General features: G+C 36.4%; 8 protein-coding genes. 7 read left to right on the top strand and 1 reads right to left on the bottom strand.

Annotated features, from left to right (window positions below):
• The first annotated feature begins 1 nt into the window (after position 1).
• Both rpoC and DFQ03_RS17965 read left to right on the top strand, forming a co-directional pair.
• Complete coding sequence (gene rpoC / locus DFQ03_RS17960; protein ID WP_133674611.1) at positions 2 to 4,300, top strand: DNA-directed RNA polymerase subunit beta'; 4,299 nt, start codon at positions 2 to 4, stop codon at positions 4,298 to 4,300.
• 56 nt (positions 4,301 to 4,356) lie between these two features.
• Positions 4,357 to 4,671: a DUF3467 domain-containing protein gene (locus DFQ03_RS17965; protein WP_133674612.1), complete on the top strand. Its 315-nt coding sequence runs from the start codon at positions 4,357 to 4,359 to the stop codon at positions 4,669 to 4,671.
• A 32-nt stretch (positions 4,672 to 4,703) separates the two neighbouring features.
• Here DFQ03_RS17965 and DFQ03_RS17970 read toward each other — a convergent pair whose 3' ends face one another.
• Complete coding sequence (locus DFQ03_RS17970; protein WP_133674613.1) at positions 4,704 to 6,293, bottom strand: peptide chain release factor 3; 1,590 nt, start codon at positions 6,291 to 6,293, stop codon at positions 4,704 to 4,706.
• A 376-nt stretch (positions 6,294 to 6,669) separates the two neighbouring features.
• Here DFQ03_RS17970 and DFQ03_RS17975 point away from each other — a divergent pair, with 376 nt between their 5' ends.
• The 5 genes from DFQ03_RS17975 to DFQ03_RS17995 form a co-directional block, all read left to right on the top strand.
• Positions 6,670 to 10,677: an Ig-like domain-containing protein gene (locus tag DFQ03_RS17975; RefSeq protein ID WP_243834539.1), complete on the top strand. Its 4,008-nt coding sequence runs from the start codon at positions 6,670 to 6,672 to the stop codon at positions 10,675 to 10,677.
• A 12-nt stretch (positions 10,678 to 10,689) separates the two neighbouring features.
• The gene (locus DFQ03_RS17980) at positions 10,690 to 11,643 is read left to right on the top strand and encodes a PorP/SprF family type IX secretion system membrane protein (protein ID WP_133674614.1); all 954 of its coding nucleotides are present in this window, start codon (positions 10,690 to 10,692) and stop codon (positions 11,641 to 11,643) included.
• 15 nt (positions 11,644 to 11,658) lie between these two features.
• A complete protein-coding gene (locus DFQ03_RS17985; RefSeq protein WP_133674615.1) occupies positions 11,659 to 13,599 on the top strand; it encodes an OmpA family protein in 1,941 nt (646 codons plus the stop codon).
• Between the two features lie 317 nt (positions 13,600 to 13,916).
• Complete coding sequence (locus DFQ03_RS17990) at positions 13,917 to 18,416, top strand: beta strand repeat-containing protein (RefSeq protein WP_133674616.1); 4,500 nt, start codon at positions 13,917 to 13,919, stop codon at positions 18,414 to 18,416.
• Positions 18,417 to 19,148: 732 nt separating this feature from the next.
• Positions 19,149 to 20,975 (top strand): beta strand repeat-containing protein (locus DFQ03_RS17995; RefSeq protein WP_166637495.1); only part of this gene is annotated, 1,827 nt, incomplete at its 3' end.

Below are 20,975 nucleotides of genomic sequence, written 5' to 3' on the forward strand. Positions count from 1 at the left end.
TATGGCTAGAATAAAAGATAATAACCCAGTAAAAAGGTTCGATAAAATTTCAATAGGATTAGCTTCGCCAGAATCTATTTTGGCAGAGTCTAGAGGTGAAGTTTTAAAGCCTGAAACAATTAACTATAGAACTCACAAACCAGAACGTGATGGTTTGTTCTGTGAGCGTATTTTTGGTCCTGTAAAGGATTACGAATGTGCTTGTGGAAAATATAAGCGTATTCGCTACCGTGGTATCGTTTGTGACCGTTGTGGTGTAGAGGTTACCGAGAAAAAAGTACGTAGAGACCGTGTAGGTCATATTAACTTGGTAGTACCAGTTGCCCATATTTGGTATTTCCGTTCTTTACCGAACAAAATAGGATACCTATTAGGTTTACCTTCCAAGAAATTGGATATGATTATTTACTACGAGCGTTATGTAGTAATTCAACCAGGTATTGCTAAAGGTCCTGAAGGTGAAGAAATTCAAAAAATGGATTTCTTAACTGAAGAAGAGTATTTAAATATTGTTGATACCATTCCTCAAGAGAACCAATATTTAGAAGATTCTGACCCAAACAAGTTTATAGCTAAGATGGGAGCAGAGTGTTTAATAGATTTGTTAGGTAGAATCAATCTTAAAGAACTTTCTTTCGAGTTACGACATAAGGCAAATACTGAAACTTCTAAGCAACGTAAAACTGAAGCATTAAAACGTTTACAGGTTGTAGAGGCGTTAAGAGAATCTCAAGAAAATAGAGAAAACGAGCCAGAATGGATGATTATGAAAGTAATTCCGGTTATACCACCAGAATTACGTCCATTAGTTCCATTAGATGGTGGTCGTTTTGCGACTTCTGATTTAAATGATCTTTATAGAAGGGTTATTATTCGTAACAATCGTTTAAAAAGATTAGTAGAGATAAAAGCACCAGAGGTAATTTTACGTAATGAAAAACGTATGCTTCAGGAAGCTGTCGATTCTTTGTTCGATAACACGAGAAAGGCATCTGCTGTAAAAACTGAGTCTAACAGACCATTGAAATCACTTTCAGATTCATTGAAAGGTAAGCAAGGTCGTTTCCGTCAAAACTTACTTGGTAAGCGTGTTGATTATTCTGCACGTTCGGTAATTGTTGTTGGACCAGAACTGAACTTATATGAATGTGGGCTTCCAAAAGATATGGCAGCTGAATTGTACAAACCTTTTGTTATCAGAAAACTGATTGAAAGAGGTATTGTAAAAACAGTGAAGTCCGCTAAGAAAATTATAGACAAGAAAGAGCCTGTAGTTTGGGATATTTTAGAAAATGTATTGAAAGGTCACCCAGTATTATTAAACAGGGCTCCTACGTTACACCGTTTAGGTATTCAAGCATTCCAACCTAAATTAATTGAAGGTAAAGCAATTCGTCTTCACCCATTGGCATGTACTGCATTTAATGCGGATTTTGATGGGGATCAAATGGCGGTTCACTTACCATTAGGACCAGAGGCAATCTTAGAAGCGCAATTATTGATGCTTGCTTCTCAGAATATATTAAACCCTGCGAACGGTTCACCTATTACGGTACCATCACAGGATATGGTCTTGGGTCTGTATTACATGACCAAAGAGCGTAAGTCAACACCAGAAGTTCCAATTATTGGCGAAGGTTTAACTTTTTATTCAGCAGAAGAGGTTGAGATTGCTTTCAATGAAGGCATGGTTAATCTGAATGCGGGAATAAAAGTTAGAGCAAAAGATTTTAATGAGGAGGGTGAGTTGGTTAATAAAATTATACCTACTACTGTTGGTCGTGTATTATTTAACAATCACGTGCCAGAAGCAGCTGGTTATATTAACCAAGTTTTAAACAAAAAAGCTTTAAGAAATATTATTGGAGATATTTTAGCGGTAACAAGTGTACCAGTTACTGCCGCATTCTTGGATAAGATTAAAACGATGGGTTATGAATTCGCTTTTAAAGGTGGATTGTCCTTTAGTTTGGGGGATATTATTATTCCTGCTGAAAAGATGGACATGATTGGTGAAGCCAATGTTCAAGTTGACGGTATTATGGCTAATTATAACATGGGTCTTATAACCAACAATGAAAGATATAATCAGGTTATTGATGTTTGGACATCTACTAACGCTCAATTAACAGAGTTGGCTATGAAGCGTATCCGTGAGGATCAGCAAGGTTTCAATTCGGTGTATATGATGCTTGATTCTGGTGCAAGGGGTTCTAAGGAGCAAATTCGTCAGTTGACAGGTATGCGTGGTTTGATGGCTAAGCCTAAAAAATCTACTGCCGGTGGTGGTGAAATTATTGAAAACCCGATTCTTTCTAACTTTAAAGAAGGTCTTTCTATTCTTGAATACTTTATTTCTACTCACGGAGCTCGTAAGGGTCTTGCAGATACCGCTTTGAAAACGGCTGATGCAGGTTACTTGACTAGAAGATTGGTTGATGTTTCGCAAGATGTTATCATTAACACTGAAGATTGTGAAACTCTTAGAGGTGTAGAAGTTCAGGCACTTAAAAAGAATGAAGAGATTGTTGAATCTCTAGGTGAAAGAATTTTAGGACGTGTTTCTTTACATGATGTGTATAACCCAATGACTGAAGAGTTAATTCTTCAGGCTGGTCAACAAATTATGGAAGTTGATGTGAAGAGAGTTGAAGGTTCTCCGGTTGAGAAAATCGAAGTTCGCTCGGCACTTACATGTGAGGCTGAAAAAGGAATTTGTGCGAAATGTTATGGTAGAAATCTTTCTACTAATAAAATGGTTCAAAGAGGTGAGGCCGTTGGTGTTGTTGCTGCTCAATCAATTGGGGAGCCAGGTACACAGCTTACACTTAGAACATTCCACGTAGGTGGTATTGCAGGTAACATTTCTGAAGATAATAAACTAGAAGTAAGGTTCTCTGGTGTTGCTGAAATTGAAGATTTAAGAACAGTAACTGGAGAAGGTTCAGACGGTAAACCTGCTGAAATTGTGATCTCTAGAACTAGTGAAATAAAAGTAGTTGACGCTAAAACAGGTATTACTTTGAGTACAAGTAATATTCCTTACGGTTCTCAATTATTTATTGAAAACGGGGCAAAGGTTACTAAAGGTGATGTTATTTGTTCTTGGGATCCATATAACGGTGTTATCGTTTCAGAATTCCCAGGTAAGATAGCTTATGAGAATATCGAACAAGGTGTAACTTATCAAGTTGAAATTGATGAGCAGACCGGTTTCCAAGAGAAAGTAATTTCTGAATCTAGAAACAAGAAGTTGATTCCAACATTATTGATTCAAGATGCTAAAGGTGAAACATTACGTTCGTATAACCTACCTGTAGGTTCTCACATTATGGTAGATGATGGCGATAAGATTAAAGAAGGTAAAATTTTGGTTAAGATTCCACGTAAATCTGCAAAAGCAGGTGATATTACTGGTGGTCTTCCAAGAGTAACTGAATTATTCGAAGCTAGAAATCCATCGAACCCAGCTGTTGTATCTGAAATTGACGGTGTTGTTTCTTTTGGTAAGATTAAGAGAGGTAATAGAGAAATCATCATTGAGTCTAAATTAGGTGAGGTGAAGAAATATCTTGTAAAACTTTCTAATCAAATCTTAGTACAAGAAAATGATTATGTAAGAGCAGGTATGCCATTGTCAGATGGTTCAATTACTCCAGAAGATATCTTAGCAATTAAAGGTCCTTCTGCAGTACAACAGTACTTAGTAAATGAAGTTCAAGAAGTTTATAGACTGCAAGGTGTGAAGATTAATGATAAGCACTTCGAAGTAGTTGTTAGACAGATGATGCGTAAAGTAAGAATTCAAGATCCGGGTGATACTATCTTCTTAGAGAATCAATTGATTCATAAAGATGATTTCATTAAGGAAAATGATGAAATATTTGGTAAGAAAGTAGTAATGGAAGCGGGTGATTCTGATAACCTTAAACCAGGTCAAATTGTAACTCCAAGAGAGTTGAGAGATGAGAATTCTTTATTGAGACGAGGTGATAAGGCGTTGGTTGAAGCAAGAGATGCTGTATCGGCAACGGCTACTCCAATTCTTCAGGGTATTACAAGAGCATCGTTACAAACAAAATCATTTATTTCTGCTGCATCGTTCCAAGAAACAACTAAAGTATTGAATGAAGCTGCTGTAAGTGGTAAGATTGATACCTTAGAAGGTCTTAAGGAAAATGTAATCGTTGGTCATAAGATTCCGGCTGGTACGGGTATGAGAGACTACGATAGCATTATCGTTGGATCCAAAGAAGAATATGATGAAATAATGGCCAGAAAAGAGGCATTAAGATTCTAATTTTATATTAACCCTCAAATTTTATTTGGGGGTTATTTTTTTAATAAAACTATAATATGAGTGACAATAAGAATCCGAATCAAAAGCAAATAAATATTGAATTGGACGAGAAGATGGCAGAAGGAATTTATTCTAATCTAGCCATAATCAATCATTCAGTTTCTGAATTTGTAGTTGATTTCATAAGTATGATGCCAGGAGCCCCAAAGGCAAAGGTCAAGAGTAGAATTATTCTTACTCCGCAGCATGCTAAAAAGTTTTTAAAGGCATTGAATGATAATGTTCAGCGTTTTGAAAAAGCTAATGGAACAATAAAAGATTATGAGCAACCTTCGATACCAATCAATTTTGGTCCGACCGGTGAAGCATAAAAAAAAGCCCAACTTTTAGAGTTGGGTTTTTTTTATTCAAATTCAGAAGTAAAATGAAATTTTACCGACGGATATTTTTGTTGAGTCATTTGTAACGAAAATGAAGAGTCCGCTAGAAAGACTAGTTGTCCTTTTTTGTCTTTAGCTAAGAATTTTTGTTTTACTCGTTCAAATTCTTTGAATTCATCAGTTTTTCTGTTTTCAGTACCCACCCAACAGGCTTTATACACATTAAAGTTTTCGTAGCTACATTTCGCTCCATATTCATGCTCCAGCCTATACTGTATAACTTCAAACTGTAAAGCTCCTACTGTTCCGATTATTTTTCTACCATTTAATTCCAAGGTGAATAATTGAGCAACACCTTCGTCCATTAATTGGTCAATGCCTTTATTAAGTTGTTTAGACTTCATAGGATCAGCATTGTTAATATACCTGAAGTGTTCAGGAGAAAAGCTAGGGATACCTTTGTAATGTAAACTTTCTCCCTCGGTCAAAGTATCTCCTATTTTAAAATTACCTGTATCGTGCAATCCTACAATGTCTCCAGGAAACGAGATATCTACTATTTCTTTCTTTTCTGCAAAAAATGCATTCGGACTAGAGAATTTTAAGTTTTTGCCATTTCTAACATGTAGATATGGTTTGTTACGTTCAAATGTTCCAGAGACAATTTTTATAAAAGCAAGACGGTCTCTGTGCTTGGGATCCATATTGGCATGAATTTTAAAGACAAACCCTGTCATTTCTTTTTCGTTAGCTTCTACAAGGCGTTCTTCTGCATTCTTTGAGCGTGGAGTAGGGGCAATTTGAATAAAACAGTCTAAAAGTTCCCGTACTCCAAAGTTATTTAATGCAGAACCAAAAAATACGGGTTGCTGTTCCCCTTTTAAGTAAAGTTCTTTATCAAAACTCGGGTAGACACCCCAAACCAATTCTAGGTTTTCTCGTAATTCAGTTGCTGCCTTGCTACCTATAATTTTTTCTAATTCAGGATTGGTTACATCATCAAATGCTATAGTCTCCTCAATATTCTTTTTATTGTCACCACTAAAGAGATTAATATTCTTTTCAAAAATATTGTAGATACCTTTAAAGTCGTAACCCATACCTATAGGGAAACTTAATGGAGTAACCGAAAGTCCGAGCTTTTGTTCTAATTCATCTAGTAGGTCAAAAGCATCTTGACCTTCCCTGTCCATTTTATTTATAAATACCAATATGGGTATTTTACGCATTCGACAAACTTCAACTAATTTAACGGTTTGCTCCTCAACACCTTTGGCAACATCGATTACAACAATAACGCTATCAACTGCGGTTAAAGTTCTAAAAGTATCTTCGGCAAAATCTTTGTGACCAGGGGTGTCAAGTATGTTTATTTTTTTGCCTTTGTAATTAAAAGCTAGAACTGAAGTGGCTACCGAAATACCTCTTTGTCTTTCGATTTCCATGAAATCACTAGTTGCTGTTTTTTTAATCTTATTATTTTTTACAGCTCCTGCTTCTTGAATCGCACCACCAAATAGTAATAATTTTTCAGTTAATGTCGTTTTACCTGCATCTGGGTGAGAAATAATACCAAAGGTTCTTCTGCGTTCTATTTCTTGCTTAAAGGTCATATAGAAAATTTGTGCAAAAGTAATATAATTTCTATTCTTAACATTTAGGTTTTTAGAACGATAATCTTAAATTATATTTTTTATATGTAATTGATTTAATGGAATTTAAGTTTTTAAAGATGCGTATTTTCAATATTCAGTGATCTTTTATAAAGAATCTATCGGAAATAAAATTGGAATGTTAAATATTCTTAATTATGATAAATTGCTTTTTCTGCCGATCACCCATTTAATTTCTGGGTTAATCGAAAAAGAATTTGAGTTGATTCAATTATGATTTATCTTAGAGCCGTTTAATAAGACTGCCCCACTTTCTTATAACGAACATTGAAAAACTTTTCCAAATGCCGTGGTGATTAGTAAAACACTAACACATATGGGTAAAATTAATTTGACATTACGTGACTTCTTTTCTTTAAAGGCATTAGCTATTTTAACAGTTCTATTGTTGACGTCATCTTTTTCTATTATTAATAATCTAGAACCCCATTTATCGACTGCATATACTATTGATACAGATGGTGATGGCGTATTAGATTCGGAAGATATTGATGATGATGGTGATGGTATAATAGATAGAAATGAAGATAAAAATTTAGATGGTGATCACAATCATACGACTAATCCTACGGATACTGATTGTGACGGTGTTGCAGATTATTTAGATATTGACTCAGATAATGATGGTATTCTAGACAATTTAGAAGGGCAGAATTTCCATACGTATAAACCAGCATCAGGATTTGATTTCGATGGTAATGGTTTAGATGATATTTATGAAAAATCTCCTGGTAGCGCTGAAGGTGTAAAAGTAGATGATAGAGATGGTGATGGTAAACCGAATCATCTTGATATAGATACTGATAATGACGGTATACCTGATAACGTTGAGGCACAAACGACCGCTGGTTATGTTGCTCCAAACCTTGATAATAGCGCAACTTATACCTTTAATAATGGTATTAACAGTGCATATATTGGTGGTTTGACACCAGTAAATACTGATGGTACACCTCCTCCGAATAAACCAGATTATCAGGATTTTGATAGTGATGATGATCTTGTTCTTGATAGTAACGAAGGTAACGATTTTAACTTTGACGGTATCCCTGACCAGATATATACTGGTATAGATACGGATGGTGACGGACTTGATGATGGTTATGAAGGTTCTAATGTTAACGATGGCTTCGACGTTAACGATGAGATAAACGATCCTGCGAACGATCTGCCCGATACCGATGGAACGGAAGATGTCAACTATAGGGATCTGGACGATGACGGTGATGGAATAGATACACCTGACGAGGATGCCAATAATGATGGTGACCCTACAAATGACGATACGGATAATGATGGAACACCTGATTACCTTGATGTTGATAATACACTAGGACCAGATACCGATGGGGACGGGGTTCCTGACAGTGCTGATCTTGATGATGATAACGATGGTATTTTGGACAGTGTCGAAGACCCTAATTTAGATGGTGACAACGATCCGTTGACAGATCCTTTGGATACTGACAATGATGGAATACCGAACCATTTCGATATCGATAGCGACGATGATGGCATTCCGGATAATGTTGAGGCACAGACTACGGACGGTTATATAGCGCCAAACGAGGACGATGCCCCAACGTATGCTTCAAACGATGGTGTCAATAGTGCATATCTTGATGGACTTACACCTGTTAATACGGACGGTACGGACAATGATGATTATATCGACTTGGATAGTGATAACGATTCTGTACCGGATAACAACGAGGGTAACGACTTCAACTTTGACGGTATCCCTGATCAGACCTTTACAGGTGTGGATACGGATGGTGACGGCCTTGATGATGGTTATGAAGGTTCGGATGTCAACGATGGCTTCGACGTTAACGATGAAATCAACGACCCTGCCAACGATCTGCCCGATACTGATGGTACCGAAGATGTAAATTACCGTGATCTTGATGATGATGGCGACGGAATAGATACTCCGGACGAGGATGTCAACAACGATGGTGATCCTACCAACGATGATACCGATAATGATGGCATTCCTGATTATTTAGATCCTGACAGTCCTGGGCCAGATACCGATGGTGACGGAGTTCCTGACAGTGCTGACCTTGATGATGATAACGATGGTATATTGGATAGTGTCGAGGATCCTAATCTAGATGGTGACAACGACCCTTTGTCGGATCCTTTGGATTCGGACAATGATGGAATACCGAACCATTTGGATATCGATAGCGATAACGACGGGATTCCAGATAATGTAGAGGCACAGACCACTGACGGATATATAGCCCCTAACGAGGACGATGCTACAACGTATGCATCCAATGATGGAGTCAACAGTGCATATCCTGATGGGCTTGTACCTGTGAATACTGATGGTGCCGACAATGAGGATTATAGAGATTTGGACAGTGATAATGATTCTGTACCCGATAACAATGAGGGTAACGACTTCAACTTTGATGGAATTCCCGATCAGACCTTTACAGGTGTGGATACGGATGGTGACGGCCTTGATGATGGTTACGAAGGTTCTGATGTCAACGATGGCTTCGATGTAAACGATGAGATAAACGATCCGGCGAACGATCTGCCCGATACGGATGGTACCGAAGATGTCAACTATAGGGATCTGGACGATGACGGCGACGGAATAGATACTCCGGACGAGGATGTCAACAACGATGGCGACCCTACCAACGACGATAGCGATAATGATGGCATTCCTGATTATTTAGATCCTGACGGTCCGGGACCAGATACTGATGGCGATGGTGTTGCCGATAGCGCAGATCTAGATGACGATAACGATGGTATATTGGATAGTGTCGAGGATCCTAATCTAGATGGTGACAACGACCCTTTGACGGATCCTTTGGATTCGGACAATGATGGAATACCGAACCATTTGGATATCGATAGCGATAACGACGGGATTCCAGATAATGTAGAGGCACAGACCACTGACGGATATATAGCGCCAAACGATGACGATGCTACAACGTATGCATCCAATGATGGAGTCAACAGTGCATATCCTGATGGGCTTGTACCTGTGAATACTGATGGTGCCGACAATGAGGATTATATAGATTTGGACAGTGACAATGATTCTGTACCCGATAACAATGAGGGCAATGACTTCAACTTTGACGGTATCCCTGATCAGACCTATACAGGTGTCGATACTGATGGTGACGGCCTTGATGATGGTTATGAAGGTTCTGATGTCAACGATGGCTTCGACGTTAACGATGAGATAAACGATCCTGCCAACGATCTTCCTGATACGGATGGTACGGAAGATGTCAACTTTAGAGACCTTGATGACGATGGCGACGGAATAGATACTCCGGACGAGGATGTCAACAACGATGGTGATCCTACCAACGATGATACCGATAATGATGGTACTCCTGATTATTTAGATCCTGATAATGCACCAATGGAGGAGTTGGATGTTGTAGACGATTCCATATCTACACCAATTGATACTCCGATCGAAATAGATATTTTGGATAATGATTTTGGTATCCCTACCGATGGTACATTGACTGTGACCGATCCATCAAATGGAACTGTTGAGATTAATGATGGCGGAACACCTGATGATATTTCTGACGATACTATTACGTATACACCAAACGATGGTTTTGAAGGAACGGCGACTATCGAGTATACGGTATGTGATACTGATGGAAACTGTGATACCGCAACTGTAACAATTACTGTAGGCGAACCTGTAGCTTTAGATGTTGTAGACGATTCTGTATCTACTCCAGTTGATACTCCAATCGATATAGATATATTGGATAATGATTTTGGTATTCCTGGCGACGGTACATTAACTGTAACCGATCCATCAAATGGAACAGTGGAGATTAACGATGGCGGAACACCTGATGATATTTCTGACGATACTATTACGTATACGCCAAACGATGGTTTTGAAGGAACGGAGACTATCGAGTATACGGTATGTGATACTGATGGAAACTGTGATACCGCAACAGTCGAAATTACAGTGGTTAACAATGACCCTACAGATGTAGATGATAATGCTATTGAAGTAAATCAAATGGTTACTCCAAATGGTGATGGTAGAAATGAATTTTTATTTATTAGAGGCGTAGATAAAATTCGTAACAGCACTTTAAAAATCTTTAATAGATGGGGAGTTGCGGTCTATGAAGGTGAAAATTATAATAATCAAAATAATGTATTCGATGGTAGATCAAGAGGAAGGTCTACGTTAGGTGTAGATGAATATCTTCCGGCCGGAATATATTTCTATATATTTGATTATACTACCTTTGAGGGAGAAAGTAATGTGGATAGTGAATATCTGTATATCAGTAGATAATAGTTTATAAATATGAATATTAAAAATAAGTTTTTAATCCTGTTTGGAGGATTGTTGCTAATATTTGGTAGCGCCGTTGCCCAACAAGATGCCCAGTATACACAGTATATGTTTAATACAATGAGTATTAATCCTGCTTACGCTGGCTCAAGGGGGCAGTTGAGTCTTACAGGTTTACATAGATCACAATGGGTAGGTTTGGAAGGAGCACCTTCAACACAAACACTTAATATTCAGTCTCCTATTAGAAATAGTAAACTTGGTTATGGAGTTTCGATTGTTAATGATGAAATAGGTGAAGGTGCTGTTCAAGAAACTTATTTTGATGCAGTTATTTCCTACACAATTGACGTGTCTGCCGAAGGTAAATTGTCATTTGGTTTAAAAGCAGGTGGTAATTTAATGAATTTAGACTTTAGTCAGCTTCGAAATTTTGATGAGGAAGTTGTAAGGACTGATAATATAGAAAACAGGTTTTCCCCTAATGTAGGTGTTGGTCTTTACTACCATTCAACTAAATTTTATGCAGGTCTTTCTGCGCCAAATTTATTTGAAACGGAGCATTTTGATAGTTCACAACAAGACGCAAATGATACTCAGTTTTTGTCTAAAGACAGAATTAACTTCTATTTAATTACAGGGTATGTTTTTGATTTAAACGGAAATTTAAAGTTCAAACCTGCTTTACTGACTAAAGTGGTTGGTGGTGCACCATTGCAGGTCGATTTTTCGGCAAACTTCATGTTCAACGAGAAATTTACTTTTGGAGCGGCATACAGATGGGATGCGGCAGTAAGTGCAATGGCAGGTTTTCAAATATCAGATCAATTGATGATTGGTTTAGCTTATGATAGAGAAACAACAGATTTAGGGGGTACTCAATTCAACGATGGATCATTTGAAGTTCTTTTAAGATATGAATTGGTAAAATCGTTCCAAAGACTGGTTTCACCTCGTTTTTTCTAAATGGCAAACTTATTTATGAAACATAAAGTAAAATTTATTTTAGTAGTATTGTTATTCTTTCAAGGATTAACCAAAGCTCAAGAACGTCTAATAGAAAAAGGAAACGAGAAGTTCGATTCGTATTCTTTTAGTCCGGCAATAGATATTTATAAAAAAGTCTTGGATAAGGGTTATGTATCGGCAGATTTACTTAGAAAGTTAGGTAATTCATACTATTATAATGCTGATTATAAAGATGCTGCGGAAACGTACAAACAACTCGTTTCAGATTATTTGGCAGACGTTACAGCAGAAGACTATTTTAAGTATGCACAATCTCTTAAAACTTTGGGAGATTATGATGCTTCTGGTGATGTGATGAATAAATTTATAGAGATTACCAAGAGTGATGGTCGAGCTAACGCATTTAATGAAGACCGTGATTTCATGTCAGAAATTGAGCATAATTCTGGTAGATACAATTTAGGTCCGTTTGAGTATAATTCTCCGTATTCAGATTTCGCGCCTTCATTCTATAAAGAAGGATTAATATTTTCTTCCGATAGAGATACAGGCAATTTTGCGAGATATCGCCATACGTGGAATGCTAAAGACTTTTTAGATTTATATGAAGTAAACGCAGATAGTTCTTCAATCAATCATGTAAAAAAACTTGATGATAATGTGAACACACGTTATCATGAATCTACATCTGTAGTCACTAAAGATGGTCAAACGATGTATTTCACTCGAAATAATTCTGAAAAGAGGAAAACGGTAAAAGACGATAAAGGCATAGTTAGACTTAAAGTTTTAAGAGCTGTATTAACTGATGAGGGTATTTGGGGTGAGATTGAAGAGTTACCTTTTAATAGTGACTCTTATTCTGTTGCAAATCCTGCTTTGAGTCCTGACGAAAAGATATTATACTTTGCCTCAGACATGCCAGGTACATTAGGTGAATCAGATTTGTATATGGTTGCTATTAATGAAGATCGTTCATTTGGTACCCCTCAGAATTTAGGTTCAAATATCAATACAGAAGCTAGGGAGACTTTCCCTTATATTACAAGTGAAGAAATATTGTATTTTTCTTCAGACGGGCATCCTGGTTTAGGTGGTTTAGATGTTTTTGCGACTAAAATAAAAAGACAAGATTTTTCAGGTAAGGTTTTAAATGTAGGTAAACCTGTAAATAGTAACAGTGATGATTTTACTTTTATTTTCGATGAGGAGTTAAGAACTGGCTACGTAGCATCAAATCGAGAGGAAGGTTTAGGTTATGATGATATATATAGCTTTACAGAAACACGACCTTTGGTTTTTGATTGTCTACAAAAGGTAACTGGTACAGTAAGAGATAAAATTTCTAACGAGGTATTGGTAGGGGCCACGATTAAGGTTATAGATGAAAATAATGAAGAATTGTTGTCTACAATAACTGATTCTGAAGGGAACTACAGTCTTGAGTTAGATTGTACGAAAGGCAATTTTGTTAGGGCTCTAATGGAAGGTTATGTACCTTTTGAAGAATATATAGGAGTATCTGATGGAAAACCAAAAATTATTGATTTCTATTTAGAAAGAGATAATATTACAGCAGGCTTCGGTGATGATTTAGCAAAACTACTACAGTTAAGTACCATTTATTTCGATTTCGATAAGTATGACATTAAAAAAGTTTCAGAAGTAGAGATTGAAAAGGTAATAGCAGCGATGGAGAAATACCCAAGTTTGAAATTAAAGGTGAATTCTCATACGGATAGTAGAGGCCCAGCGGCTTATAATCTTTGGTTATCGCAAAAAAGGGCTGAGTCTACTGTTAACTATATGATTAAAAAAGGGATATCAAAAGATAGATTGGTCAGTGAAGGTTTTGGTGAGGCTAAATTACTGAATGAGTGCTCAGATGGGGTAAAATGTTCTGCATTAAAGCATGATGTTAATAGAAGATCAGAGTTTATTATTCAGGAATAGATAATACTTAATTTAAAAATAAAAAAGCAGCCTATTTCTAGGCTGCTTTTTTTAATTCACTTGTTTTTAATGACATACGCGTCATAGTATTTTATTTTAAACCGCCCTAGGTGGCTATGCTTTTTAGTGTTCTAATAGACGAATTACACGATTTTTAAACGATTATTTAGAATTTAAACAGCACCAATCTATCTTTTCATGTGGTATTAACCATACTTCACAACAAATTTTAGTCACAAAATAATTACCTAGTTATTTTTACAGATGATATTGATTGCAGAATAATTTGGCAAATCAATATCCCCATTATTTAAGTTATGAGTTTTAAACAGTTTTATTATCTACTTTTTTTATTAGGTGCTACAAGTTTCTATGCGCAAGAGACTTATCGAGACAATTTTAGTAGTGTGTCTTATTCTAATAATAATGGTAGTTCTAGCTTCTCTACTAATTGGGTAGAGACAGGTGATACAGATTTGGGACCAAATAGTCAATACCTTAGAATAAGTAGTAGTAGGTTAGAATTTTATTATATATGGTCAGAAACAATTCGCAGATCAGCCAATTTAACAGGTTCAGTTTCAGCAACTTTAAGTTTTAATTGGCAATCACTAAATTTATCAGGGACCACTGCTTTAGATGTACAAGTTTCTAGTAATGGCGGTGCCAGTTATACTTCTGTTGGTACCGTAACTGGGAACACAACTGGAACTTTTAATCAAGATATAACCCCTTATATTTCTGCGAATACGACTGTTAGATTTGCAAAAACAAATGCAAACTGGAATAATAATCAATATGCTTTTATTGATAATTTTCAAATAGCGACTACCCAACCACCACCAAGTCCGGTAATGCAGGTAAATGACGTATCGGTGAATGAAGATGTGGGTAATATGACATTTACGGTAACCCATACAGGTTTAAATGCATCTGGTCCATTTACCGTCAACTATCAAACTTTAGATGGTCTTGCAACTGCAGGCTCTGATTACACGGCAAATTCTGGTAGCCTTAGTTTTAATGGAAATACAGGTCAAAGCAGTTTGGTAACCATACCTATTTTAGATGATGGTACTATTGAAAGTACAGAGACTTTTACTTTACAGTTAATCTCTACATCAAATCCATCAGTTGTAATTTCAGATATAGGAACAGCGAGTATTATTGATGATGATTCTATTTCTATGACAAATAGTACAACCTCCAATGAATGCGGGAAGGTATTTTTAGATCCAGGCGGTCTTGGTAATTATGGTAATAACTTAAATGTGACACACACGCTTTGCCCTGAACCAGGTAAAGATTATGTAGTGGTTGATTTTACAAGTTTTGATATAGATTCAGGTGGCGATTTTTTATATGTATATGATGGTAATTCAACAAGTTCTCCATTGATTGGACAGTATGATAATGATAATATACCATCAACAATTGCATCTACTGGTGGTACTGGTTGTTTAACATTTCGTTTTACATCTAATAATAATGGAACCGGTACTGGTTTTGAAGCAGATATAGTTTGTTATACAGAAGGACCAAGACTAGTTATCGATGATGTCTCAATTGATGAAGATGGTGGTAATATAGTTTTCACGGTATCATCAACAAGGGCGGCCCATGGTCGTAACTTCTTCTTAATAGGTTTCCAAAACACACCCTTCACAGTCGATTATATAACAACAAATGGTTCAGCTCTAGCAGGAAGTGATTATACAAGTACATCAGGTACGCTTACTTTTACAGGTGCAATAGGAAATCAACGAACAATATCAGTACCTATAACAAATGACGGGGTACCTGAATTTGATGAAGATTTTTTTATTGAGTTTACAGGGGTTAATGCCCCAGATGCACAGGTTAATTTTGATGATACTGGTAAGGGAACGATTAATTCTCAGATATTGTCAAATGTTCCATTAACACTTTTTAAGCAATTTGAAGGCGATTATGATTATGTATCAACTGGTGGTAGTTTACGTACTGCAGGTAATGCAACAAATCCATGTGCAATACAGGCAACTTCTACAAATCAATTAGTTTCTGATATACCAGCTACTGGTACCATTAAGGCAGCTTATTTATACTGGGCGCATTCTAGTTATGTTCGAGATGAACAGGTGACATTTGAAGGTCAAACAGTTAATGCAGGTTCGGTGTATCAGACAACATTTAATGCAAATAATAATAATTTAAGTTTTTTTGGTTATATAAGTGACGTTACAAGTTTAGTAAGTGGTATTACTGATATTAATAATAATGATTTTGATTTTTCTGGATTAACAATCGATACTTCAAATAATTTTTGTGGTTCTGCCACAGTATTGGGTGGTTGGTCATTGTTTATTTATTATGAAGACCCATTGCTACCTGCTGTAAGTATTAACCTATATCAAGGTTTTGATGGACTTCAAAATAATTCACCAGGCACACCATTTACTTTAGATTCCTTTTTTGCTATAGCTGGTTCAGGTGCAAAGTCAACTTTTTTATCTTGGGAAGGTGACGATACGTTGGGGTCAAGCGGGGCGAATCCTGAAAGGTTGACTATTACCAATCAAACAGGAACACCTTACACATTAACTGGGGACGGCGGTCAAACAGGGAATAATGCGTATAATGGGACAATTTTTGATAATACAACAACTCCAACAATCTACAATCAAACTAATACCTATGGTTTAGACCTAGATACTTATGATTTATCCACTTACATAGACCCAGGGGATTCAGAAGTGACAGCAACTGTTAATGTTGGTCAAGATTATGTAATTAATATGGCTGTAGTTATCAAAGTACCTTCTAACCTAATAACGGGTACCGTATTTGAAGATATAAATTATCCTGGTGGCTTAGGTAGAAATCAAGCATCTTCATCTGGAATAGGAGTTTCTGATGTCATTGTTGAATTATTCGAAAGTAGTGGAACTTTTATCGATCGTAAAACTACCAATGTTGATGGTCAATATACTTTTGCGGGTATGGAAGATGGAGATTATTTGGTTAAAGTGGTTAACTCTTCTGTTCGATCTAATAGAGGGGGTGGTTTAAATTGTACCACCTGTACTCCTGTTCAGACTCATAGAACATATGGTGATGCCGATGCTGTTACTGAGGTAAATACTGAAATTGGCGGTGCGTTTCCAAATGCAATACAAGATGCTGCTTTAGGTATTTTATCAAACGCTCAAACTGTATCTTCAGCAACTGTAGATAGTAATGGCGTTACTAATATTAATTTTGGTTTTAACTTTAATACTATAGTGAATACCAATGAAAATGGTCAAGGGTCTTTAGAGCAATTTATTGTCAATTCAAATAATTTGGAGGAAACAGTACTCGATATTCAAGCTAATTCAATTTTTGATCCAGCCCCAGAAGAAGATACATCAATATTCATGATTCCGCCAACAGGTGATGTATTGGGTAGAACTGCGGATGTTAATTATGCATCTGGAATATTTGATATTTTAATATCTAATGCAAATCCACTTAGTGTAATAACAGGAACTAATACAATAATTGATGGTCGAACACAAACTTCGTATTCCGGAGACTCTAATACCGGTACGGTTGGTTCTGGAGGTACTGTGGTTGGTACATCGGGTATTGCCCTGCCTGATTATAACAGACCCGAAATTCAGATTCATAAAAATAACGGAGATGTTTTAAGGTTATTTGGTGACGGTGTAACCATTCGTAACGCATCAATTTATGCTAATAATAATGCAGGTATCATTGTTAGTGGAGGTTCTGCAAGCATATTAAATACATTATTAGGCGTAAATGCCTCTGGAAGTAGCGCAGGGAATATCAATTTTGGAGTAGAGATTACAGATGGTACAACAATAGTAGATTCTAATTATATATCAACAAATACTGATGCCGGAGTATTCGTAGATGGAGGTATAAGTACTTTGATTCAAAATAATCATTTTGATGCAAATGGAGCAACGGCATGTGATGATAATATCTTATTGGCAGATGGTACAGGAATTGTCATAAGTCAAAATTTAATAAATAATTCTGCAGCTTTAGGTATAGACGGTGAAGGTATTGCCGGGAATATTTTAATATCCGAAAATACGATAACAAATTCTGGACAGAATGGAGGTATTTGTTTAGGCAATGTTGAAAATGCTGGAATTAGGTTACATGGCAATAATTCTTCGATTACAAATAATATAATATCCAATAGCGGAGGATCGGGTATAGTACTATCTGGAGGTACAAGTTCAGGGAATTTAGTATCTCAAAATTCAATTTTTGCAAATGGTACAGCAAACCCTGCTCTAGGAATAGATTTAGATGCATCAGACGCCATAGGAGATGGGGTAACTTTAAATGATTCAGGTGATTCAGATTCAGGTCCTAACGGGTTATTAAACTTTCCTATAATATCAGGAGCATTTATGTCAGGAGGTAATTTAGTGGTAGAAGGATGGTCGCGCCCCGGAGCTATAATTGAACTATTTTTAACCGATATAAATCAAGGTACAGCGACCGAAGGGGATAATCAATTAGGTTTATCTACAGATTACGGTGAAGGGCAAGTTTATATTGGTACCGTTACCGAGGGTAGTACGGCAGATTTGTTCTCAATGGTAACGCCATATACTGATCTTGATAACAACACTGATAATACGAATAAGTTTAAGTTTTCAATACCTATGTCAATACCTATAAATGTGGGTAATTACATAACATCCACGGCTACATTATCTAATTCAACATCAGAATTTTCACCTATTAGTATAGTTGAAAATTATACTGTCATTACGAATAGACGAATAACATACAGGATAAAGAGAAATTAATTCTCTTTCAAATAAAAATAAAAAAGTGTGCCTTATAAGGCACACTTTTTTATTTCCAGAAATTGGCACAACACTATCTTGATTTCAAGCAGTGTAAGATGGTTTAAGTTATAAACGGTATGACAAAATGCAGCGTAACTCTAACTCCAAAAAATCAATTCTAGCATTATAAAACTATAACTAGGTTAGTCGTATCGATTATTGTTAGCTGGCGGTAAGACAACAGAATCAATTATTTTATTTATGAATTCTGACTTTTTGTAAATGTTAGAACGCTAATTACAAACAAACGAATTGCCGACCGCATAAAAACTAATAAAATACTTTCATTTTTTTTCGTGTAATAGTAATGAAAAAAGATGGGTATCTACATCAAGAAAATAGTTGAAAAAGAATCAAATTTTGAATTGAAATCAATCTCTTAACACGTTGTCTTTATCCAATTTTTTTAGCCGTTTGAAAAGTAAAATCGAAAATTCAATGATTTTTTCCAGTAGCTATAACTATCCGGATAGCAGCGCATCTTCGATGAAAAACAATTAAAAATCATAAACATTTAACAAACCTAAACCTCACCTTTATAAAGATATATAGCGTAAATATTGGCTTACACAACATTTATTTTAGTGAGCACTACTTATGATGAATATTTGTGTAATGTGAATACCAGTGATCCGCCTTGTCATAAAAAAGGATTGGATAATTCTGGAAAGAACATTTTGAAAAACCTATATGACCAACGAATTTTTGAAGGTGAAATTGAATATTAAAAGTATGAAAACTCAAACTATTACAACCCTAAGTAATACCATTAAATTTATATTGGTACTATTTACTTTACTAATATCAGGTATCTCTATGGCGCAGACAACTGTGACCTTAGAAGACCAATGTAATTGTGAGGTACTCCAAGGTACAGATGTATCAGCACCCGGGGTCGCAACTCCGGCAGGTGCAGATTTAGGAGATCTATATGTAAATACAGATACAGGAACTATATATTTCTGGGATGGAGATTCTTGGGAATTGACATCTACTGATGATAACACCACCAATGCTTCTTTAACAGAAGATGGAGTAAACCTTATATTGTCGGATAGTGATTTAAATACAGTTTCTATTCCTTTAGCTGATATAGCTGCTGCAGTAGATACAAATACTACGAATGTAACTTTTACAGTAAATAGTGTAAATGGTACATTGGATATTATAGATTCTGAGAGTGCTATTGTTTCTGTTCCTTTAGCAGATATAGCTGCGTTGGTAAATACCGATAATCAAGAGGGTACGGAAGTATTGTTAACTACTCCATTAGATGTAGATGGCGATACGGTAAATGAAACAACAGTAGAAGAGGCAATAGCAGATTTAGCAGCAAATAATGCTTTGGATTTAGACATTGATCCTACCAATGAACTTACAACAAGCGGTAATGGAGTTCCAGTAGGTGCGCCAGCAAATGATAATCCGGGAGTAACTTATTTAGATACTGCAACAAATGAGTTATATGTATATGATGGTACAAACTGGACAATGATTACTGATAATCAAATTGCAGGTGAAGTTGAGGTAACACCTGCAGGAAACATCACCGCAAATCATGTACAAGCTGCATTGGAAGAGTTAGATGGTATTATAACTTCAAGTGAGCTTACTACAACAGTTGTAGAAGGGACAGGAATCAATGTTACACCTTTAGTAACAGGAAATAATACGGAGTATACTATTGCCGTAGATCCTACTGATATAATTGGTGACGGAAGTATTATATCAACCGATAGTACAATAGATATTACAGGAGGAGCGAATTCAACATTAAATGATGTAACACTTACTATTGCGGATGACGCAATTACTAATGTGAAGATGGCAGATAATGCTATCACAACAACAGAAATTTTAGATGGTACGATAGTTAGTGCTGATATAGCAGCGGATGCTGTAAATGCAGCGACAATAAATGGAGATGTAGCAGGAACGGGATTAGTTCAGAATGCAACAACAGGTGCATTAGAAGTAGATGGAACAGCAATCACAGGCGATGGTGATATTACCTCTGGAGATTTAACAGTTGGGGGCGACACCAATGCCTTATTAGGAGATGTTACATTAGAGATAACAGCGGGAGCAGTAGGAACTACAGAATTAGCTGCTGATGCCGTAGACAATACAAAATTAGCGGATAATGCTGTAAACACAGAAAACATTACAGATGGTACGATAGTAGCTGCCGATATAGCAAATGATGCTGTAAATGCAGCGACAATAAATGGAGATGTAGCAGGAACGGGATTGGTTCAGAATGCAACAACAGGTGCATTAGAAGTAGATGGAACAGCAATCACAGGTGATGGTGATATTACCTCTGGTGATTTAACAGTTGGGGGCGACACCAATGCCTTATTAGGAGATGTTACATTAGAGATAACAGCGGGAGCGGTAGGCAATACGGAATTAGCTGCCGATGCCGTAGACAATACAAAATTAGCGGATAATGCTGTAAACACAGAAAACATTACAGATGGTACGATAGTAGCTGCCGATATAGCAAATGATGCA

Origin of the sequence: Maribacter caenipelagi (assembly GCF_004364175.1) — a bacterium.
GTDB lineage: Bacteria > Bacteroidota > Bacteroidia > Flavobacteriales > Flavobacteriaceae > Maribacter > Maribacter caenipelagi.